Source organism: Gilvimarinus gilvus (assembly GCF_030518155.1).
GTDB lineage: Bacteria > Pseudomonadota > Gammaproteobacteria > Pseudomonadales > Cellvibrionaceae > Gilvimarinus > Gilvimarinus gilvus.
In genome coordinates this window covers 1-322 of record NZ_JAULRU010000388.1, presented here as the reverse complement: position 1 = coordinate 322, position 322 = coordinate 1, and the positions used below count along the sequence as shown (strand labels likewise).

1 protein-coding gene is annotated in these 322 nt (G+C 34.8%); it reads left to right on the top strand.

Annotation, left to right across the window (positions count from 1 at the left end; translation table 11 throughout):
• Positions 1–322, top strand: a 322-nt coding sequence (locus tag QWI17_RS06705) for a CobW family GTP-binding protein (RefSeq protein WP_302721757.1), incomplete at both ends; no start/stop codon positions are given.

The window sequence follows — 322 nt, the reverse complement described above, 5'->3', positions numbered from 1 at the left end:
TTCTGGATTTCTTGGAAGCGGAAAAACAACACTTCTTAATCATATATTACACAACAAAAAAGGGCTAAAAGTAGCAGTTATCGTAAACGATATGGGTGCGGTAAATATTGATGCGCAAATGGTTTCACGTGAAAATGATTTAATTCAAACGGATGAAAAATTGGTTGAATTGAGTAATGGTTGCGTTTGTTGTGAATTACGAGAGGATTTGATTGTAGAAATCGAGAAGTTAGCACAATCAGGGAAATATGATTATTTGGTTATCGAAAGTTCTGGTATTTCTGATCCAGGTCCTATTGCGCAATCATTAGATTTTGTTTCG